This is a genomic window from Chelatococcus asaccharovorans (genome assembly GCF_003201475.1).
Taxonomy (GTDB): domain Bacteria; phylum Pseudomonadota; class Alphaproteobacteria; order Rhizobiales; family Beijerinckiaceae; genus Chelatococcus; species Chelatococcus asaccharovorans.
On record NZ_QJJK01000002.1, the window covers coordinates 13,485 to 33,158 of the forward strand.

Here is a 19,674-nt window from a genome sequence, read left to right on the forward strand (position 1 = left end):
GAAGCCCGTGAAACTGGTGACATTGGCTCACGGAAAGTCCGCTATTGGTTGCAATTGGTTTGCAGGCCGTTCTGCGCATCGGCACAATCCGGGACTTGCGAGAGGAGTTCGCATTGGCGCGCGTTCGAGATATCCGCTTCATTCCCCTCTCCTGCCCGCTTCCGCAGCCGTACGGCATGGCGAAATCGCTGGCGAACGCGCGGCAGACGACCCTGGTTGTCGTTGAGACGGATGTGGGCGTCACCGGCATCGGTGAGGCCTGGGGTATGCCGGCGGTCAATCTCGCCTATCTGCCGCTTGTCAAAGACTATCTCGTCGGCACCCATGTCTGCGATGTGGAGCTCGTCTTCGCACGGATCATCGCGCGCCATTACCACTTCGGCGTGCAGAACCAGTTGATGGGGGCGATCAGCGGCATCGACATGGCCGCCAAGGATGCGCTCGGCCAGGTGGTCGGCCTTCCCGTCTGCCAACTGATCGGCGGTCGCGCCAGCGAGAGCGTACCTGTCTATGCGTCCGGAGGCTACATCACCGAAAGCCCGGACGAAGACTTCGCGCCGCAGATCGAGGCCATGGCGGCGGCGGGTCACGGTGCGGTCAAGATCAAGATCGGTCTCGGTCCGGATTCCGATGAATTGCGTGTGAAAACGGCGCGGCGCATCCTGGGTGATAACGTCGACATCATGGTCGACATCAATTCCAACTACACGCTCGATCTCGCGAAAGCATCGATTGCGCGCCTCGCACCCTACCAGATCGCCTGGGTGGAGGAGCCGCTGACGCCGCAGGATATCGACGGTTACGAACTCTTGCAGCGTGCGAGCCCGGTTCCCATCGCCACCGGCGAGGCCCTCTACACAGTGTTCGACTTCAAACGCCTGACCGATCGGCATGCGGTCGACGTACTGCAGCCGGATCTCTCGCTGTGTGGCGGCTTCTGGCAGGGACGGCGGATCGCCGACCTCGGCGAGGCCAACCATTTGAGATTGTCCCCGCATGTCTGGGGCTCCGGGATCGGGCTGGCTGCGGGCGTCCATTTCGTCGCGTCGCGCTCGCCCTATCCACACGGACAAAACGCGCCCTGGCCCACATTGGTGGAGTATGATGTCGGCGAGAACCCCTTGCGGGAAGCGCTCCTGAGCGAGCCGCTGATCGCGGTCGATGGCCGGATCGCAGTGCCGACCGCTCCCGGCCTCGGGATCAGCCTCGATTGGGATGCCGTCAAGCGGTTCATGCAGTAACGGCATGGGATATCAGGCGTTTCGCCTTGCACCGCCGGCTGACGGCCGCATAGGACGCTCCCGGTCCACGGAGATGACAAGCGTTGCGATGACCTCTCAGGCAGCAATCCCCCCCACTGGATCCGACGTTCTCGTCATCGGCGGCCGCGGATTCGTCGGCTCGCATGTGGTGCGCGCATTGATCGCCAACGACTACCGGCCCCATGTCTTTGGTCCGGCCATGGCTGCGGACCTCCTCGCCGACAAGGCCGGTGCGTTTGGAGAGACGGTCGGCAGCCTCGAGGATCGGGACCTGGTGCGCCAGGTGCTTGCCACCGTGAAACCCGCGGCGGTCGTCTCCTGTGCGGCCTTCGGCGCGGGCGACCAGGGTCTGATGCGCTCCGGCGAGAGCGACGCCGACAAGGCCTTCGCCATCAATGTCGATGGTTTCAGGCATCTCATCGCCGCGGTCGCCGAGGCCGGCATCCAGCGCCTCGTCTGGACAAGCTCCACGGTCGTCTACGGCCCGGCGAGCGACTATACCGCGGAGCCTGTCGATGAGGACGCCGCGAAACGCCCACGCACGGTCTATGGCCTCACCAAGCATATCGCCGAAGAGGTCGCCGATTTTGCCGCGCTGCGGCACGGCCTGTCGATCACAGGCTTGAGGCTGCCGCTCATCCTGGGGCCGGGCCTCTGGTACAAGGGCGCCGCGGCCGCCCTCGCTGAACTTCTTCAGGCCGGGAGCGATGGCGGCACGCATCACATCGCCTTCCACGATCACCCGATCGATCTGATGCATGTCAGCGACGTCGCCGCCGCCTGCCTCGCGGTCCTCAAGGCGCAGAAGCCGCTGGCGACGGTCTACAACATCAACGGTTTCACGGCCTCGGCGCGGGATATGGTGGCGGCTGTCGAACGGCAGCGACCGGGCGTTTCGGTCGCGCTCGACGTCACCGCGCCAATGATGCTCTTCCCGCTCATCAGCGATGCCCGCTTCCGCCGCGATACCGGTTTCACGCCGGCCTTCGACCTCGCCGCCCTCGTCGCGGACTTGGCGATATCCCCCGGCACGGCGTCATCCAAGGAGGCCCCATGATCGCGCAGAAACTGGCAAGTCTCGGGCTCACTCTGCCCGAGGCCGCCAAACCCTCCTTCAATTATGCGGCGGTCACGCTTCATAACGGCATTGCCTATGTCAGCGGCCAGTTGCCGAAGGTCGATGGCGAGGTCCGGGTGTTCGGCAAGGTCGGCGCTGATGTCAGCCTGGATGCGGCCCGCGAAGAGGCGCGCATCTGTGTCCTGCAAGGGCTCGCCTGCCTCGCGGAGGCGCTGGGTGATCTCAACCGCATCGACCGCATCCTGAAGGTCAACGGCTACGTCGCCTCCGCGCCGGGCTTCAATGCCCAGCCGAAGGTTCTCGATGCGGCGTCGGATCTGCTCGTCGAGATCTTCGGTGAGGCCGGGCGCCACGCCCGTGCGGCGGTGGGCGTCGCGGAACTGCCGCGCAACGCGGCCGTCGAGATCGAGTTCATTGTGAGTTACGCGGATTGAAGCGTCCGCGATGCTGTTGCGAACCATAATTCAGAGGAGAAAAGAGCAATGAGTGTCGGAGTTCAACCGTCTCACCCCCGACGGCGCCGGTGGCGAGGCGCGGCGCAAGCCCTCGCTGCGGCGATTGCCCTGACGATCGCGGCGCTTCCGGCGCGTGCGGCAACCGCCGACCTCTACGGCCCGAAGGCGGCTGACGCGGTCAAGGGCGGCACCCTGACCTTCGGCTCGCTCGTCGAACCGCCGGGTCTCGACCCCTACCATCAGGCGGCCGACGGACGCATCCGCTTCACGGTGCTGATGTACCAGGGCCTGTTCTATGAATCGGAGACCGGGCAGGCTGTTCCACTGCTCGCCACGGGATACGAGGTGTCACCGGACGGGCTCGTCTACACCATCAAGCTGCGCGACGGCGTCAAGTTCCACACCGGCCAGCCGATGACGGCGAAGGACGTCGCCTACAGCTACAACTACCTGCGCGATCCGAAGAATGGTTCGCCGGGCGCCGGCGATCTCACGCTGATCCAGTCGATCGATGCGATCGACGATGCGACCGTGCGGATCACCCTGTCGAAGCCCAACGGTGCCTTGCCGATGACGCTCGGCAACAAATATGGTGGGGTCGTTCCGGCCGGCTATTTCGATGCAGCCGATGCCAAGCAGGCCTTCAATACGAAGAGCGTCGGCACCGGCCCCTTCAAGCTCGCCGAGTTCAAGCCGAACAGCCATCTCGCTCTCGTCAAGAACGACGCCTACTGGGAGGCAGGTGCGCCCTATCTCGACCGCATCAACATCCTCTTCATTCCGAACAGCGCGAGCATGATCGTCGCGCTGCGCAACAAGCGTGTCGACCTCGCCCTCCTCACGCGTCCCCAGGACATCCAGCAGGTCGTCAAGGCGCCGGGGCTCGTCATGGAGCGCTGGCCGTCGCTGAACCAGAAGGCGCTCGATCTCGGCTCCGAGCTTTCGCCTCTCGGCGATCCGCGCGTGCGCCAGGCGATCGCCCTGTCGATCGACAAGGACGAGATCATGCGGGCCGCGGTCGGCGGCTACGGCAAGGTCATCGGCACCATGGTCCCAGCCATGCAGGACGCCTGGGGCGCGCCCCTCGACCAGCTCGCCAACCAGAAGGTCGATATCGAGAAGGCCAAGAAGCTCCTCGCGGATGCCGGCCACAGCGACCTCAAGCTGACGCTGACAACCATCAACGGCTATGACTGGATGGATCCGGCGGCCGTCACCATGAAGCAGCAGCTCGCCAAGGCGGGGATCGATCTCAATATCCAACGCGTCGACCTCGGGGTGTGGATCAAGAACTTCCAGTCGAAGCAGATGGGCTTCACCTTCAACGACTGGGCGACCCAGCCCGATCCGCATCTTCTCTACTATCGTCACTTCCACAAAGCCCCGGAAGGTGCCGATTTCCGCAACTGGAACAACGCGGAAGCGAGCGCCCTCCTCGACAAGGGCCTCGGCGAGACGGACCAGGCCAAGCGCAAGGCGATCTATGTGGATTTCCAGAAGATCCTCGCGGAATCCGTGCCGACCGTCATGCTGTTCAGCGCCGATCACGTCAGCGTGCGCAACGAGAACGTCATGAATTACACGCAGCACCCGACCGGCTGGTTCTTCGGGCTCGCCCGCGCCTACATCAAGAAGTAACGGCGCGACGCGGTGCCAGGCCTCCGGCTGACGGTACCGCGTTCCCGCCGCGGAGATCCTTTCCATGGGTGGTTATCTCGCCCGGCGGCTGGCGGCGTCGGCCGTTACGGCCTTCGTCGCCTCGATCGCTGTTTTTCTCATCGTCCGGGCCGTCCCGGGCGATGTGGTCGCGCAGATGCTCGGCCAGGTGAGCGACCCGCAGGCCGCGGCCTCGCTGCGAGGCTTCCTGGGCCTCGACCAGCCTGTCTGGATCCAATATGGCCGCTGGATCAGCGCCGTGTTTTCCGGCGATCTCGGCACGAGCTGGACGGGGGGGCGGCCGGTGGGGCCGGCCGTGTTCGATGCCTTCCTCGTGACGCTGGAAATCGGCCTTCTGACGCTTGCTCTCGCGACCATTGTCGGCGTGCCGCTCGGCATCGTTTCCGGCATCTATGAAGGGCGCTGGCCGGACAACCTCATCCAGATCTTCAATCTCCTCGGCCTGGCCGCGCCGGTCTTCTGGACGGGGCTGATGCTGCTCGTCGCAGTCTCCTCATTCGCCGGCTGGTCGCCGCCGCTGATCTATGCGTCACCCGCCGAATCGCTGTGGGACAACCTGTCCATCCTGATGCTGCCGATCCTGTCGCTCGGGCTGCTGCAGGCGGCCGCCTATAGCCAGTTCGTGCGGCAGAACGTGGTGACCTCACTCAATCAGGACTACGTGCGCACCGCCCGCGCCAAGGGTGTCACCATCCGTATCCTGTTCTTCACGCATATCCTCAAGAATATCCTCATCCCGCTGATCACCTTCATGGGTCTTGTTCTCGTGCAGATCCTCGGCGGCGTGGTGATCGTGGAGACGCTGTTCTCGATTCCCGGCCTTGGCCGCCTGCTGATCAGCGCGATCGAGACCCGCGATTATCCCATGCTGCAGGGCGCATTGCTGGTGGTGGTGGTGACGGCGATGGCGGTCAACCTGATCATCGATCTCCTCTACAGCGTCATCGATCCGCGCGTGCGGTTGTCCTGAGGTGAGCGACATGTCCCCTATCTCCTCGCCCCTCACCCCTGCGATGGCTCCGCGCGAAACGAGCGGCCTCGTGAAATTCGCCCGCCGCCTCAAGCGCGAGCCCGGCCTCCTCTGCGGCCTCGCCGTGATGGCGCTGCTCCTCGTCATCGTGGTCGCGCCTGGGCTCTTCACCGCCCAGTCGCCCTATACCATCAGCATCGATGACGCTTTGCAGCCACCGTCAGACGCGCATCTGTTCGGCACCGACGATACAGGTCGCGACGTCTTCGCCCGCGTCATCTACGGGGCGCGTGTCACGCTGCTGATCTGCGCCGGCTCGCTTCTGATCGCCGCCCTGATCGGCGGGCTGGTCGGCGCGCTATCCGGATTTTTCGGCGGCTGGGTTGACCAGATCCTCGGGCGTATCGTCGACGTCGTGCTGAGCTTCCCGCCGATCATTCTCGGCGTCATCATCACCGGCGTGCTCGGCCCGGCCACATCCAACCTGATCCTCGCGCTCAGCATCATCCATATCCCGATGTTCTTCCGCATCGCGCGGTCAGGCGCGCTGGGGGAGGCCGGCAAGACCTATGTGGAAGCGGCACGCTGCGTCGGGCTCAATGAAATCACGGTGCTCTACCGGCATGTGCTGCGCAACGTGCTGCCGCTCGTGCTGGTGCAGTACATGGTTCTGTTCCCGCTGGTCCTGCAGATTCAGGCCGCGCTCGGCTTCCTCGGTCTGGGCGTACAGCCGCCCACGCCCGATTGGGGTGCGATCCTCCAGCAGGGCAAGGACACGATCCTGCTGGCCCCGTGGATCTCGCTCTTCCCAGGCATTGCCGTGCTGATCACGGCCTTCGCGCTGATGCTGACGGGACGCGCCCTGCAGCGCAGCTCCGATCGCCGCTGATGTCAGGCGCCGGACACGGAATAGAGGGTGCGCACGAGATAGTCGCGCATCAGTTCCCGGGCGCGGGCGGCATCCCTTGCGCGCAACGCGGCGACGATGGCGGCGTTGTCGCGGCAGGCGGTCTCGCGGACGAGGGCCAGCGGACCGGGATGACCGCCCGGGCGACCCCAGCCGGCCGCCCTCCGCGAAGCGATGATCATCTCGAGCACGCGCGCGATGAAGCGATTGAGCGAGGCCCGCGCGATCGCCAGATGCAGGGCGTATTTCGCTTCCTTATAGGCGATCCAGGTGTCGGCTGCCTTCATGTCGGCGAGCGCCGCGTCGAAGGCCGCGAAATCCGCCTCGGTGGCACGCTCGACCACGAGGTCGACAAGCGCAGGCTCGAACAGGAGGCGTGCCTCGAACAGTTCCGGCAGGGAGAACTCCGGCTCGGCAGGCGCCACGCCGGCGGGCTTCGTGTCGGTCACGAAGGTGCCGCGGCCAACCTCGCGGATGATCAGGCCTTCATCCATCAGTTGCGCCATCGTTTTGCGCACCGTGTTGCGGGCCACCCGATACTCCGTCGAAAGCGCCCGCTCGGTCGGCAACTGCGCCCCCGGCGGAAAACGCCCCTCGGTGATCGAGGACTTGATGCGCGCGTAGAGCGCGCGCGACTCGACCTCGGATCGGGCGCGGACGCCAACTGTCGGGGGCGACATCTGGTCCTGGCTGGAAACGGCGGTATCGAGCAAGCTCTTCATTCCTCTGTCTGAGAACGGCAACCGGAATTTGGGCAAGTATGAATTTGGGCAAGTGGGAATTTGGGCCATTGAAACTCGGCCGAGACGGAATTGGGCAGTGTGTACCATGCCGTCAAATGCCTGCCCTGCGCAAGTCTTGGTCGCCAACTTGGTAAGGGAGGGGTTGTCAATTGGGTCGGAATTGGAGAATAAATGGTTCCTAATTGGTCCATCAAGCGACCCCATTGGCTAGTCCCTGGGGGATCGCATGCAAGGAGACGCTCATGACGGCTGAAGTCGCCGCGACGGACGGTGCGGCAACACGCCGGTCCGGCGCCGAGATCCTGGTGGATTGTCTGCGCCGGCAGGACGTTGATCAGGTGTTCTGCGTGCCCGGTGAAAGCTATCTCGCGGTGCTGGACGCCCTGCATGACGTCGCCGACGACGTGCGATTGGTTGTCTGCCGCCAGGAAGGCGGCGCGGCCAATATGGCCGATGCCTATGGCAAGCTCACCGGCCGGCCTGGCGTGTGCTTTGTCACGCGGGGACCGGGCGCAACCAATGCCTCGATCGGCGTGCATACGGCCTTCCAGGATTCGACGCCGATGGTCCTGTTCATCGGTCAGGTGGCACGGGGCTTCAAGGACCGCGAGGGCTTCCAGGAGGTCGATCTCGTCGCGATGTTCCGTCCGCTCGCCAAATGGGCCGCCGAGATCGACGATCCGCGACGCCTCCCGGAATACGTCCATCGCGCTTTCCAGACCGCCATGGCCGGCCGCCCGGGCCCGGTCGTCCTCGTCCTTCCCGAGGACATGCTGAGCGAACGGGTCGCCGTACCCGTCGACGCGGGCCGGCGCGCGGACCCCGTTCCGGCCGCGCCGCGGCCGGACCAGATGGAGGCTTTCGCCGCGCTCGTCGCGGAGGCAAAGCGCCCGCTGATGATCCTCGGCGGCGGGGGGTGGACGGCGAAAGCGCGCGACGACCTGCTTGCCTTCGCCGATCGGGCCCAGGTGCCTATTGCCGCCTCCCTCCGCTGTCAGGACTATGTGCCCAACACGCATCCGCTCTATGTCGGCCATTTCACCATCGGCGCCGAACCGCAGCTCGTGAAGCGGCTGGCGGAGGCTGATCTCGTCGTCGCCTTCGGGACACGGCTCGGCGAGATGACCACGGCGGGCTATCGCCTGCTGACCGCGCCGCGCACGCGCCAGACGCTCGTGCATATCCACGCCGACCCCGAGGAACTCGGCCGCGTCTACCAGGCCGACCTGCCGATCAACGCCGGGCTTGCCCCCTTCGCGGCAGCCCTCGCGGCGCTCGACGCAGGGGCCGGCGCGCCCATGCGGCAGGACTGGGTGCAGAGCCTGAAGGCCGAGCATGATGCGAGCTATGTGCCTTTGCCGAATGCGGGCGCGGTCGATCTCCCGGCGGTGTTCCAGCACCTGCAGAAAGTCCTGCCCGACGACACCATCGTGACCAATGGCGCGGGCAACTATACCGGCTGGGTGCACAAATACTGGCGCTTTTCGGCCTTCCGCTCCCAGCTCGCGCCGACCTCCGGCGCGATGGGTTACGGCGTTCCGGCTGCGGTTGCCGCCAAGCTCACCTGCCCCGACCGCACCGTTCTCTCGGTCAATGGCGACGGCTGCTTCCTGATGAACGGCCAGGAGATGGCGACGGCCGTCCAATATGGCGCGCCCATCATCTATCTCGTCATCAACAACGGCATGTACGGGACGATCCGCATGCATCAGGAGCGCGAATACCCAGCCCGTGTCTTCGGCACGGACCTGCACAATCCGGATTTCGCGATGCTCGCGCGCTCCTATGGGCTCGCCGGCCTCCGGGTGGAGCGAACCGAGGATTTCGCACAGGCCCTCGATACGATCCTTCAAAGCCCGACCGGTGGCCTGATCGAGCTCATCGTGCCGCAGGAGGCGCTCTCCATACGCTCGAGCCTCTCCGCACTGCGCGCCGCGGCCCTCGACAGGCAAGCTGCACAGCACAACGCCATAACCCATCCAGCAAGCAACCAGGGGAACCGCCGATGACCGACGCGCCGCGCCTGTGGTCGTCCTTGTCCGCCGACGAGCACGAGTTTCAATACAACCCGCAGAAGGCCTTTCCGCATTTCAAGGACTATCAGGCCGCGCGCGCCGAACCGAACCGGAAGGCGCGGGAAGAGCTCGTAGCGCATCGCGACATCGCCTACGGCGACCATCCCCTGCGCAAGCTCGATGTCTATCCCGCCGCGGGTGTCACCGGCGCCGCGCCCGTCCACGTCTTTTTTCACGGCGGCTACTGGCGGGCGCAGGACAAGGAGAACTTCGCCTTCATCGCCGGCGTGCTGGTGCCGCGCGGCGTGACAACCGTCATCGTCAACTACGAGCTCTGCCCGGCTTCCACCCTTGACGGGGTCGTCGACTCCGCGCTCGCGGCGGTGGAATGGACCCACCGCTCGGTTGCGGATTTCGGCGGTGATCCCGATGCCGTCACCCTCTCGGGGCATTCGGCGGGCGCGCATCTCGGCGCGGAAGTCATCGCCACAGACTGGCGGGCGCGTGGCATCGACCCGGCCTTCGTCAGGGGTGCGGTGCTGATCAGCGGCATCTACGATCCCGCCCCGGCGATCGGCACGAGCGTGAATGCCGAGCTCAATCTCGACGCTGCGATTGCGGCGCGGCACGATGTCGAGCGGCGCGCACCGGTGATCGACTGCCCGGTGTCCATCATCGCGGGCGGCATCGAACCCTGGCACTGGATCGACCAGTCGTTCCGCTATGCCCATCATCTCCACAGGCATGGCCGCGATCCGGAGACCCACGTGGTCCCCGGCTACAACCACTTCGATATCATCGGCCAGTATCTCGATCCCGAGAGCCCGGTCATGCGGGCCGTGCTGGGGCAGACGCTCGCCGGCAGGAGGCCCGCACAATGACCGACAGCCACGCTGATCTGCCGCGCATCACGCTCTACGAGTATGATCTCGGTGCAACCCCCGTCGATCTTGCCGCCGGCCCCTATCGTTTCGCCTATGTGGAAACGGGGGCTCTCAGGGTGGAGGACGCGAGCGGAGCGCGGACCTGCGCCGCCGACGACGGCCTGTTCCTGACCGGACCGGCGCAGCTCAGCGGCAACGGCCGGATCTGGGTCTATGAAGTGGACCCCACCGGCGCCGCGTTCAAATGGCATCGCAGCATCATCCTCTCGCATCCCCTCGCGGTCGCCTTCGATGGCCCGTGGCTGATGCGCGCGGACCGGATCGAGTCGCCCTCGGGCGCCGCAACGCCGCGCCATGGCCATCGCGGGCCGGGGATCCGCCGGCTCGTTTACGGGCGGCTCCTCGCCGAGGTCGGCGATCACTTCGCTCGCATCGCGGCGGGCCAGGCCTGGTTCGAGACCGGCCATGATCCGGTCATCGGCACCAATATCAGCGACGGCAACAGCGCCTTCGTGCGCGTGATGGTGCTGCCGGCGGAGCTCGAAGGTGGCAAGAGCTCCTTCATGCCGACGACGCCGGCGGATGCCGGAAAGCCGCGCGCCGTGACGAACCGTCTGTTCGGTGAATGTCTCATCCCGCGTTCCTGATCTCACCTGCCTGAATCTGTGACGGAACCCGTCTTCTCATTACGCCAGAGACAGACCTTCGCTCGCATATTTCTGCAAGCCACCGATTGCTCTACAAATTTTCCGAGCAATCGGAGACGGCCATGGACCTGCGGCAACTCGAGTATTTCCTGCGTGTCGCCCAGCGCGGCAACATCTCGCTGGCGGCCGCGGAGCTCAATATCACCCAGCCGACGCTGACCAAGAGCATCAGGCTTCTGGAGGATGAGCTCGGGGTCAAGCTGCTCGAGCGGCTGCCGCGCGGCGTCGCTCTGACGGATGTCGGACTGCGCCTTCTGCGTCATGCCGAGGCGGTGCATGTGCAGGTCAAGGACGCCAGCCGAGAGATCGCCTCTCTTCGCAGCGGCACTTTCGGTGTCGTCGCCATCGGTGCGGGCCCCGCCTGGTTGCGGCGCAACCTCCCCCAGGCCGTCGCGGAGGTGCTCAAGCAGCATCCCGGCATCCAGCTGCGCGTCGAGGGCGGGTTCGACGAGGCCTTGTTCCGCGCCTTGCGTGACGGTGAACTGGACTTCGTGGTCGCGGAACTTCCCTCGCCCGAGGATAGGCGCGACGTCGAAGTCATCCCGCTCACCGCCGATAATCTCGGGGTCGTCTGCCGCGCGGGGCATCCCCTCGCGCGCCGCCGCCGTATTCCCATGCGCGATCTGCTACCTTTCCCCTGGGTGATGCCGCCGCGCATGACGCGCGCCCATCGCCGCTTCGACGCGCTCTTCGTCGCGCATGATCTGCCGCCGCCGACAAGCTCGCTCGAGACCGGCTCGCTCGCCTTCCTCATCAATGTTCTCCTCCATTCCGACGCCCTGACCTTCACCGTGTCGAAATCCCTGTCGACCCGCGAAGGCAAGGATCTCGTGATGCTGGATGTGCCCGATCTCACCGTGCGACGCGAGGCGGGCATCGTCATCCGGCGCGGCGGCTGGCTCTCGCCGGCGGCGCAGCATGTCGCGGACGCGCTCAAGGCGATCTGCGCGACCGAACCCGAGAACTGACCCATTCCTTTTGGCTATGGCTCCGGCATTCGAAGTTGTTTGTGCGCATAGCGCGGATATGCGACGCTCTCCATCCAAAATAAGTGGCCGCGATGGCGCCGGCCCGCCTTGGGAGGATGTTCATGGACAACAACAGGACCTTCTTGAGCCGCCGCGACATGCTGGCTGGCGCGGGGGCCGGGATCGCGCTGTCGACGCTGGCGCCGGGCAGCGCAAGGGCCGCGTCGGTTTCCCCGTTCACCATCGTCATCAACCAGTCGCCCTGGTTCGACAGTTTCCGCAAGACCGTCGAACTCTACGAGAAGGAAACCGGCAACAAGGTCGAGCTCGACGTCAATCCCTTCGCCGGTTCGCTCGAGAAGCAGCGCAATTCGGTTCGTGCGGCGAAGGGCCAGTACGACCTGCTGATCATGAATTCGGGCTGGTTCGCCGAGATGTATTTCGGCGGTTTCGTCGAAGCGATCTCCGACATCGATCCCGGCTTCAAGCTTGATCCGGACGTCTATTCCCTCGGCGAGACGATCTATTTCGATCCGGTGAAGAAGACGATGACGAAGAACGGCAAGCTGATGTCGATGCCGATCTCGCCGCTCATTCCCCTTCTTTACTATCGGGGCGATCTCTACAAGGAAGCCGGCCTGAAGGCGCCCGAAACCTTCGCCGAGCTCGAGGCGAATGCGCGCCGCTTCAACAATCCCCCGCGGATGTATGGCATCGTGCAGCGTGGCGCGCGGGGCCCGCATACGGTCGCCTATGATTTCTATCCGTATCTCTATGGCTTCGGCGGCTCGATCTTCAAGGATCAGTCGGCCGGCGACTATTCCGTCATGCTCAACGACGAGAAAGGCCGCGCAGCGCTCGATTACTATCTTCGCCTGGCGCGCGAGGCGGGCCATCCGAAGACCGCCTCGCTCGACCAGGCCGAGGTCATCCAGAACATGGTGACCGGCAAGGCCGCCCATACCATGATCGTGATCGCGGCATGGTCGCAGATGGACGATCCCGCCAAATCGGCGGTCGTCGACAAGGTCGAATTCGCCCCGACGCCGCATGTGCAGGGCGTGCCGACGGCGCCCGGTCTCGGGCATTGGCTCGGCGGCATCGCCCGCAACGTGCCTGATGATCGCAAGCGCGCGGCGGTCGAATTCCTGCGCTGGTTCCAGACCAAGGACGCGCAGGTGGCGGCGGCCAAGTTCGGTGCCATCCCGATCAATGCCGCGGCTTACCGGGATCCCATTTCCCAGGAACGGCAGTTCCGCTGGATGAAGCCCCTGGCGGAATCCCTGCCGCATGCGGTGAACATCTACCAGTTCCCGGAGGCCAGCGAGGTCATCGCGATCCTCGAGCTCGGCCTCAACCGCGCGGTCGCCGGCGAGATCACGTCGGTCGATGCGCTGAACACCATGGCGGATCAGATTGAGACGGTCATGGCGAAGTACAACTACAACACCGGCAAGTTGCCGCCGCTGCGCTGAGGCCCGTGATCGATGGCCTCACGCAGTCTCGCGATCCCCGCGCCGGATGTCGCACCGCGACATGCCACAAGGTCGGCCAAGTCTGGTCACGACCGCCATGGCGATGACCGGACCTGGCGCTGGGTGACCTTCGGCCCGGCGCTGGCGTTGATGCTGGCGCTGAGCGTCCTGCCCTTGGCGAACCTGCTGGTCACGAGTTTCTATGATGTGACCTGGGCGCAGGGCCAGGCCGTCTGGTCGCCGGTCGGTCTCGCGCATTATCTGGCCCTGCCGGGCGACGAGCTGTTCCGGGCCGGGCTCCGCAACACGCTCATCTTCGCCATAGGCGCGGTGGGCGGGCAAATGGTGATCGGCTTTGCGCTCGCCCTGCTCTGCAGCCGCGTCGCCCACGGCCGTGTCGTCTACCGCACCATTTTCATCCTGCCGATCCTCATTCCCGGCATCGTCGTCGGCGCCATCTGGAAGCTGATGCTGAACTACGATTTCGGCCTCATCAACCAGGCGATCGGCCTGATCGGCCTTGATCCGCGCGACTGGCTCGGCGCGAACGAGACGGCGCTGGCCTCCGTCATCGTCGTCGACATCTGGCATTGGACGCCTTTCTGCTTTCTCTTGTTTCTCGCGGGCATCGAATCCCTCCCGCAGGATGTCTACGAGGCCGCCCGCGTCGACGGCGCGAAAGCCTGGCAGGAGCTTGTCTACATCACGCTGCCGATGATGTGGCCCGCCATTCTCGTGACCTTCGCCTTCCGCCTCGTGCTCGCCTTCAAGGTCTTCGACGAGGTCTATCTGCTGACGAGCGGCGGACCGGGCACAGCGACCGAGGTCGTGAGCTTCACGCTCTACCAGCGCTTCTTCACCGAGGATCGCGTGGGCTATGGCGCTGCCATGTCGGTCGCCGTGATCTTCATCGTCTCGCTCCTGCTCGTCCTCGCACTGACGACCCGGCGGCGCTCGGAGGCCTCCGCATGAGAACGGACACCGCCGCCCCCCGCCAACTCGGCAGTCATGTGATCCTGATCGCAGCCGCCATCGTGGTGATCGTGCCTGTCCTGTGGGTCGTCGCTGCCGGGTTCCGCACCCAGATTTCCCTGCTCACCGGGGCGTTCTTCTTCACGCCGGTGCTGACGAGCTTTATCGAAGTCCTCTTTTCGAAGACCTCCGACTTTCTGGTGAACTACCGGAATTCGCTGATCGTCGGCCTCACGAGCACGGCGCTCTGCCTCGTCGTCGCCACGCTGGCGGCCTGGTCGTTGCACCGCATGCGCTGGCCGGGATGGGTGGTTCATATTTTCCTCGCCTGGGCACTCCTGTTCCACATGATCCCGCCGATCGCGCTCGCCGGTGCCTGGTTCACGATGGCGCGCGCGGTCGGGCTCGACAACACCTTCACCGCGCTGATCCTGGCGCACACCGTGCTGAACCTCCCCATGGCGCTCTGGCTGATGGGCGTGTTCGTGCGGGAGGTGCCACGGGAACTGGAGGAAGCCGCGGCCATCGACGGCGCCTCCACGCCGCTTCTCCTGTGGCGGATCGTATTGCCGATCATCGCGCCGGGGCTCGCCGCCACCGGCGTCCTCACCTTCGTCTTCAGCTGGAACGAATTCGCGGTGGCGCTCAACCTGACGATGAAGCAGACGGCAACCGTGCCGGTGGCCATCGCCAAATTCGCCCAGGATTTCGAGATTCTCTACACGCAGATGGCGGCGAGTGCAGCGCTATCGATCCTGCCGGCCCTCATCCTGCTGCTCATCGGCCAGCGCTATATCGTGAAAGGCCTGACCCAAGGCGCCGTGAAATAGCCTCGGCTCGCCCGCGCGCGCCGGTCCAACGAGATTGACCATGAAAGCTGTCTTCGTCCTCTTCGATTCCCTCAATCGCCATATGCTGGGGGCCTATGGCGGGACCCGCGTGCCGACGCCCAATTTCGATCGGCTCGCAGCCCGCAGCCTCACCTACGACACCCACTATGTCGGCAGCCTGCCCTGCATGCCGGCCCGGCGCGACATGCTGACCGGCCGGCTGACCTTTCTCCACAGGAGCTGGGGTCCGCTCGAGCCCTTCGACAATGCCTTTCCCGAGCTTCTGCACAAGGCTGGGGTCTACAGCCATCTGATCACCGACCACTTCCACTATTGGGAGGATGGCGGCGCCACCTATCACAACCGCTACGACACCTATGAATTCGTGCGCGGGCAGGAAGGTGACCCGTGGAAGGCGATGGTGCAGCCGCATTGGGAGCGCCTGCGCGAGATGTATCACGCGCGCCAGTTCACGAGCGAGCGGCGCGAATATTTCTCGCAGAACATCATCAACCGCGAGTTCATCAAGGAGGAGAAGGACTTTCCCTCCGTTCAATGCTTCGCGCAAGGCTTCGAGTTTCTTGATCGCAACCGGGATGCCGACAACTGGCTGCTACAGATTGAGACCTTCGATCCGCACGAACCCTTTACCGCGCCGGAGCGCTTCAAGAAGCCGTTCGACACCGGCTGGACCGGGCCGATCCGTGATTGGCCGCGCTACGGCCGCGTCGACGAACTGCCCGAGGAATGCGAGGAACTGCGCGCGAATTATTACGCCATCGTCTCGATGTGCGATTTTCTTCTGGGCGAATTGCTCGATTACTTCGACAAGCATGACCTATGGAAGGACACGGCCCTCGTCGTCACGACGGATCATGGCTTTCTCCTCGGCGAACATGATTTCTGGGCGAAGAACCGCATGAATCTCTACGAGGAGATCGCCCATATCCCGCTCTTCCTGCACGATCCCCGCACGCCGCGACATGGCGAGCGCTGCGCCGCGCTGACCCAATCGGTCGACCTTGCGCCCACTTTTCTCGATCTCTTCGGGGTGGCATCGGCGCCGGAGATGGAAGGGCGCTCGCTGCTCGCCGCCGCACGCGGGGAGACGCTGCGCGAAGCGGCCTTGTTCGGCTATTTCGGCGGCGCCGTGAATATCGCCGACGGGCGCTATACGTATCATCGCTTCCCGGCGGATCTCAACAACCAGGACATCTACCAGTATACGCTGATGCCGACCCATATATTCTCGCCGTTTTCGACGGAAGAACTGTCGCAGGCGAGCTTGTCCGACGGCTTTCCCTTCACCAAGGGCGCCAAGCTGCTGAAGGTCCCGGTCACCGATCGCTCGCCGATGTACAACGTCTACGGTCCCGGCGCGCTCATCGAGGACGGAACGCGGCTCTATGATCTCGTCAGCGATCCCGGGCAGGAACGGCCGCTGGAGGCGCCCGATACGGAGGCGCGGCTGGCATCGTTGATGAGCCGCCTGATGGCGGACAACGAGGCCCCGCCCGAGGCCTTCGCGCGTCTCGGGCTGACCGCGCCCGCATTGCAGGAGACGGAGGAGGCGACGACAGGGCCATGAAAGCTGCCCCGATCAGGATGCGATCCGGCGACCTGCGCCAGTTCGCGGCCGTGCGCCGGATCACGCTGGACGACGGCCCGGAACGCGGCGTCAGGGCGCTCGCCTTCTCGACCGGCGGCGGGCTCGATTTCTGGGTGCTGTCGGACCGCTCGCTCGACATCGGCCCGCTATGGTGGCGCGGCCTGCCGCTCGCCTGGCAGGCGCCTGCCGGTTTCAGCAGCGCGAGCCTGCACAATTCCGAGAGCGATCAGGGCTTCGGCTTCAACAGGAGCTTCTCCGGCTTCCTCGTCACCTGCGGGCTCGAGCATATCCGGCGGCCCGCCGACGGCCATCCGCTGCATGGGCGGCTGCCCTTCACACCCGCGCGGGTGACCGCCTATGGCGAGGACTGGGACCGTGACGAGCCTGTCCTGTTCTGCGAGGGCGAGGTCGTGCAGGCGCGCCATGACGGGGAGGCCTTCCGGCTTAAAAGGCGTATCGAGGCCGCCATCGGCGGAAGCCGTCTCACGCTCACCGATCGCGTCGAGAATATCGGCACCGACCCGAGCCCGCAGGCAAGCCTTTATCACTTCAACCTCGGCTTTCCCGCGCTCGCCGATGGAACCCGCGTCGAGCGGAATGGCGAGACCTTGCTGGGGCCGCTCGCGGTGCCGGACGCGGCAGCGTCCCGCGATAGTGCCACCACGGCGATCCCAGACGATGCCGTCGCAGGCTGCCGTGTCGTCGCGCCGTCGCTTGGACAGGCCGGCGTCGGCATCGACTTCACCTGGGAACGCGCCACCCTGCCCTATCTGCAGCTCTGGCACGATCTCCGGCCCGGCGTTTGCGTGCTCAGTATCGAGCCCTGCACGAGTGCGCGGCTGGAGGGCGGAAAAAGTGGCCGGGAACGCGTGCTGGCGCCCGGCGAGTGCCGCATTTACGAAATACAAGTGTCTTTGTGTGAACTATCTGAATCAGTTCAAGTTATCGAGTCATAGAGATCAAGGCCATGAGGATCTGGGCAAAAGCGGCGCAGGACGCGCGGATAGGCGGACGTTTCGCGAGGCTGACCAAATTGGTACAGACGATACGGGACAAGCGAGACGGCTACCGGCCGGAGCGGCACTACATGCGCGGGCCCGGCCCGAAGGCCTTGGCGAAGGGCCGTCCGCAGGGCGTCCAGTAGCAGCGTTCCTTCCCACGCGATAGGAGCGGCGCCGGTCATCAGCGCCGTTCCCCTCTCCATTGCCGTCCCAGAGATGCGCCGCTCAGCGTATCGGACAGACGGCTAGAGCATTTTCGAGCGAAGTGGACACCGGTTCGCGTGAAGAAAATGCGCTAAAACAAAGACCTGGAGCATTTTCGCGATTCGGAGAAACGCGAAAATGCTCTAGCTCGCCTGTTCCAGCACGCCGCGCGCGGTGGCGGACCGCAGCATCGCTGTGGCGGCTTCGTCGATCGCCAGCGGCGCGGTGCGGATGGCCACGGCATAGATGTCGCGTGCCGCCTCGATCGATACGAGACCGGCGCGCACATCGCTGAGCACGCGCGCGGGATCGCGCAGCTTCGGGTCGCCGAAGCCACCGGCGCCGGCTGTCCGCATGCTGAGCACGTCCCCCTTCTTCAAGGCATAGGTGCCCTTGGAATGGAGATAGCGCTCCCCAGGTGTGTCCGGGTTGAGGACGGTGGCCGCGCAGGTGCCCGACAATCCGCCCTCCAGGCCATAGGGCTGGTTCTCGTAGCGGTCGCCGAGATTGGTGACGAGCCCAATATCAGCCACCAGGCGCAGATCCTTGCGCAGCGCCATGCCGCCGCGGAAACGCCCTGCCCCGGCTGAATCGGGAATGAGTTCCATGCGCTCGATGAAGACCGGCGCATTCATCTCCTGAACCTCGACGGGCGTGTTCGTGCCGTTGGTCGGCGAGGTCGTGGCCTCCTGCCCGTCACGATGCCGGTGCGCGCCGACGCCGCCGACGGCCGACATCCAGGCCAGGAAGGGCTTGCCGGTGAAGGGGCTGACGGACCCGCTCACCTTCGGATTGCAGAAGCCCGAGCTTGCGGAAATGACCCGGTCGGGCACGACCTGGGCGAGCGCGCCCATCACCACCTCGTAGATGCGGTTGGCGGTGACGGCCCGCGCGCCGCTGGCAGCGCCCGGCTTCGGATTGACGAAGCTGCCCTGCGGGGCCCGGATCTCGATGCAGCGGATGATGCCGAAGTTCTGCGGCGCGCGCGGCAGGGTCACCGATTTGACGGCGGCGATGCAATAGGATCGCGTATATTGCATATAGGCGTTCATGCCGGCTTCGCGCTGCGGGCCTGTGCCCTCGAAGTCGCAGATGATCCGGTCCTCGGCGATGGTCAAAGCCATCTGCATATGCACGGGTTCGGTGCCCGGGCCGACGTCGTCGAGCTTATCCGAGAAGTGGTAGGTGCCCTTGGGCAACTCGTCGATGGCGGCCAGCATGGCTTCCTGGCTCTGGACCAGGATCTGGCGCATGCAGGTCGCAAACTGCTCGGGGCCGTACTGCTCGGCCAGGGCGCGGATGCGGTTGGCGCCCACCATATTGGCGGCGAACTGGGCATGGAGGTCGCCGATCACGTCCTTGACGCGCACATTGGCTTCGATGATCCGCAGGATCTCGCGGTTCGGCTCGCCGTTCTTGAAAAGCAGTGTTGGAAGGAAGCGGATGCCCTCCTGGCAGGTCTCGCGGACGCCGACGACCTCCTCGCTGCCCGGCGCGCTGCCGCCGACATCGATATGGTGGGCGATGTTGACGGCGTAGCCGACAAGCCGCTCACCGAGATAGACCGGGGTCACCATGAAGAAGTCGGGGAGATGGCCGGAGCCGATGGTCGGGTCGTTGCAGATCACAGCATCGCCCGGCCCGAGGCTGCCGACGGGATAATAATCCAGCATCTGGCGCACGGTGAAGGCCATGGAGCCGAGATGGCCGGGGCTGTAATCGCCCTGCGCCACCATGTTGCCTTCCGCATCGAAGACGCCGGTGGAGAAATCGGATCCTTCGCGCACCGTCATGGAATAGGCCGTGCGCAGGAGCGTGCTGCCCATCTCCGCGGCGGTCGAGAGAAGACCGCCCCAGACCACCGAGAAGGTCACGGGGTCGATGGTCGTGTCCAAGGGTTCGATAGAGCTCATGGCC

The 19,674-nt window shown here is 65.1% G+C and carries 18 protein-coding genes; 16 read left to right on the forward strand and 2 right to left on the reverse strand.

The window, feature by feature from the left end; all coding sequences use genetic code 11:
* Window positions 1–113 precede the first annotated feature (113 nt).
* The 6 genes from C7450_RS04755 (at window position 114) to C7450_RS04780 (ending at window position 6,331) form a co-directional block, all read left to right on the forward strand.
* On the forward strand, window positions 114–1,241 hold the full coding sequence (locus tag C7450_RS04755) for a mandelate racemase/muconate lactonizing enzyme family protein (RefSeq protein ID WP_245449485.1): 1,128 nt from the start codon (window positions 114–116) through the stop codon (window positions 1,239–1,241).
* Window positions 1,242–1,329: 88 nt separating this feature from the next.
* Entirely contained in the window at window positions 1,330–2,319 is a 990-nt protein-coding gene (locus C7450_RS04760; RefSeq protein ID WP_170147058.1) for an NAD-dependent epimerase/dehydratase family protein, read from the forward strand.
* Window positions 2,316–2,774, forward strand: coding sequence for a RidA family protein (locus C7450_RS04765; protein WP_110373279.1), 459 nt, complete (start codon window positions 2,316–2,318; stop codon window positions 2,772–2,774). Before C7450_RS04760 ends, C7450_RS04765 begins: the two co-directional genes overlap by 4 nt.
* Window positions 2,775–2,822: 48 nt before the next feature.
* Entirely contained in the window at window positions 2,823–4,433 is a 1,611-nt protein-coding gene (locus C7450_RS04770; RefSeq protein ID WP_110373280.1) for an ABC transporter substrate-binding protein, read from the forward strand.
* A 64-nt stretch (window positions 4,434–4,497) separates the two neighbouring features.
* The gene (locus C7450_RS04775) at window positions 4,498–5,442 is read left to right on the forward strand and encodes an ABC transporter permease (RefSeq protein WP_110373281.1); all 945 of its coding nucleotides are present in this window, start codon (window positions 4,498–4,500) and stop codon (window positions 5,440–5,442) included.
* A 10-nt stretch (window positions 5,443–5,452) separates the two neighbouring features.
* The gene (locus tag C7450_RS04780) at window positions 5,453–6,331 is read left to right on the forward strand and encodes an ABC transporter permease (RefSeq protein WP_245449486.1); all 879 of its coding nucleotides are present in this window, start codon (window positions 5,453–5,455) and stop codon (window positions 6,329–6,331) included.
* 2 nt (window positions 6,332–6,333) lie between these two features.
* Here the strand turns inward: C7450_RS04780 and C7450_RS04785 are convergent, their stop codons facing one another.
* Window positions 6,334–7,071 carry a FadR/GntR family transcriptional regulator gene (locus C7450_RS04785; protein ID WP_245449487.1) on the reverse strand — a complete coding sequence of 246 codons (738 nt, stop codon included), beginning with the start codon at window positions 7,069–7,071 and terminating at the stop codon, window positions 6,334–6,336.
* Window positions 7,072–7,334: 263 nt separating this feature from the next.
* On the opposite strand from C7450_RS04785, the gene C7450_RS04790 reads away from it, so the two are divergent.
* The 10 genes from C7450_RS04790 (at window position 7,335) to C7450_RS33865 (ending at window position 17,696) form a co-directional block, all read left to right on the forward strand.
* Window positions 7,335–9,101, forward strand: coding sequence for a thiamine pyrophosphate-binding protein (locus C7450_RS04790; RefSeq protein ID WP_110373283.1), 1,767 nt, complete (start codon window positions 7,335–7,337; stop codon window positions 9,099–9,101).
* On the forward strand, window positions 9,098–9,988 hold the full coding sequence (locus C7450_RS04795) for an alpha/beta hydrolase (RefSeq protein WP_110373284.1): 891 nt from the start codon (window positions 9,098–9,100) through the stop codon (window positions 9,986–9,988). The genes C7450_RS04790 and C7450_RS04795 overlap by 4 nt, the downstream gene beginning before the upstream one ends.
* The gene (locus C7450_RS04800) at window positions 9,985–10,638 is read left to right on the forward strand and encodes a cupin domain-containing protein (RefSeq protein ID WP_110373285.1); all 654 of its coding nucleotides are present in this window, start codon (window positions 9,985–9,987) and stop codon (window positions 10,636–10,638) included. The genes C7450_RS04795 and C7450_RS04800 overlap by 4 nt, the downstream gene beginning before the upstream one ends.
* Before the next feature lie 122 nt (window positions 10,639–10,760).
* A complete protein-coding gene (locus tag C7450_RS04805) occupies window positions 10,761–11,666 on the forward strand; it encodes a LysR family transcriptional regulator (protein ID WP_146227261.1) in 906 nt (301 codons plus the stop codon).
* A gap of 122 nt (window positions 11,667–11,788) precedes the next feature.
* Entirely contained in the window at window positions 11,789–13,141 is a 1,353-nt protein-coding gene (locus tag C7450_RS04810) for an extracellular solute-binding protein (RefSeq protein WP_170147059.1), read from the forward strand.
* 12 nt (window positions 13,142–13,153) lie between these two features.
* Window positions 13,154–14,113, forward strand: coding sequence for a carbohydrate ABC transporter permease (locus tag C7450_RS04815; RefSeq protein WP_110373288.1), 960 nt, complete (start codon window positions 13,154–13,156; stop codon window positions 14,111–14,113).
* On the forward strand, window positions 14,110–14,943 hold the full coding sequence (locus tag C7450_RS04820; RefSeq protein ID WP_110373289.1) for a carbohydrate ABC transporter permease: 834 nt from the start codon (window positions 14,110–14,112) through the stop codon (window positions 14,941–14,943). The genes C7450_RS04815 and C7450_RS04820 overlap by 4 nt, the downstream gene beginning before the upstream one ends.
* 40 nt (window positions 14,944–14,983) lie before the next feature.
* Entirely contained in the window at window positions 14,984–16,531 is a 1,548-nt protein-coding gene (locus C7450_RS04825) for a sulfatase (RefSeq protein WP_110373290.1), read from the forward strand.
* Entirely contained in the window at window positions 16,528–17,508 is a 981-nt protein-coding gene (locus C7450_RS04830) for a DUF4432 family protein (RefSeq protein WP_110373291.1), read from the forward strand. Before C7450_RS04825 ends, C7450_RS04830 begins: the two co-directional genes overlap by 4 nt.
* Window positions 17,509–17,519: 11 nt before the next feature.
* Window positions 17,520–17,696, forward strand: a complete 177-nt coding sequence (locus C7450_RS33865; RefSeq protein WP_170147060.1) for a hypothetical protein — start codon at window positions 17,520–17,522, stop codon at window positions 17,694–17,696.
* A 204-nt stretch (window positions 17,697–17,900) separates the two neighbouring features.
* Here the strand turns inward: C7450_RS33865 and C7450_RS04835 are convergent, their stop codons facing one another.
* Window positions 17,901–19,670, reverse strand: coding sequence for a hydantoinase B/oxoprolinase family protein (locus C7450_RS04835; protein ID WP_110373292.1), 1,770 nt, complete (start codon window positions 19,668–19,670; stop codon window positions 17,901–17,903).
* Between the last annotated feature and the right edge of the window lie 4 nt (window positions 19,671–19,674).